This window comes from Burkholderia sp. Ac-20345 (genome assembly GCF_017104825.1).
In the GTDB taxonomy this organism is placed as follows: domain Bacteria; phylum Pseudomonadota; class Gammaproteobacteria; order Burkholderiales; family Burkholderiaceae; genus Burkholderia; species Burkholderia lata_B.
In genome coordinates, this window is record NZ_JAAGPO010000536.1 from 1 (window position 1) to 914 (window position 914).

Below are 914 nucleotides of genomic sequence, written 5' to 3' on the forward strand. Positions count from 1 at the left end.
GCCTGCAGCAGTGCGCGGCCGCCGGCCTGGCAGTCGAAGTCCGGATAGAAATACCCGGCCTTGCCGAGGAACGGCGAGTTGTGGATCAGCGGGTAGTCGCCGTACAGCAGCTCGTAGTACAGGTAGTTCTGCGCGTTTTCCCACGTGTGCGACACCACCGCGTCGCCGTACGCGGCCATGAACTCGTACACCGCGTAGCGGCTCTCGAACGTCGTGATCCCGTGGTTCACGATGTCGAGGCTCTTCGCGAAGTGGACGAACGTCGCATGTTCCTTCAGGTGCAGCGTGTTGCACACGCGCACGAACTCGATGAAATCGGGCTTGGCCCGATACGCTTCCTCGGCCACCAGCATCGGGATGACGCTCGTCTTCACCATGCAGATGTTCGGCTCGAACATCGTCACGCGCCAGCGCGGCTTGCCGGGCTCATAGCCGAACGACAGCCCGGCGCCGAGTGTCGCGCGCGCCTTGTCGAACAGCATCGGGTGCCAGATGTGCGGGACGATCGTGACGGGCGCGCGCAGGCCCGTCTGGTAATAGTGCAGGCACGAGCGCTCGAACTCGGGAATCGTCCACACGGCGTCGTACGGCGCGCCCGAGAACAGGAAACCCGACGGCTTGTTGAACATCGCGCGTTCGATGTCGATCACGTAGTCGTTGCCGACCCGCATCGTGACGACCTTGCCGCCGCGCTCGCGGAACGCGCGCAGGTAGTCCGCACCGAACTGCGCGCTCATTTCGATCAGCACGTCGCAGCGCTGCAGCGCTTCGTCCATCGACAGCAGCGGCACGTCCCATTCGCCGAGCATCATCTGCGGATCGGCGACCTGTTCGCCGCCGTTCACCATCACGGCTTCCGCGACGAGCGGCGACTGGCGCAGCAGCAGGATCAGCAGCAGGCAGTTCTGGAAGAT

At 64.3% G+C, this 914-nt stretch carries 1 protein-coding gene; it reads right to left on the reverse strand.

Features of this window, described 5'->3' with window-relative positions:
• On the reverse strand, positions 1-914 hold a 914-nt coding region (locus tag G3O06_RS48510), incomplete at both ends, for a DUF2827 domain-containing protein (protein WP_205820490.1).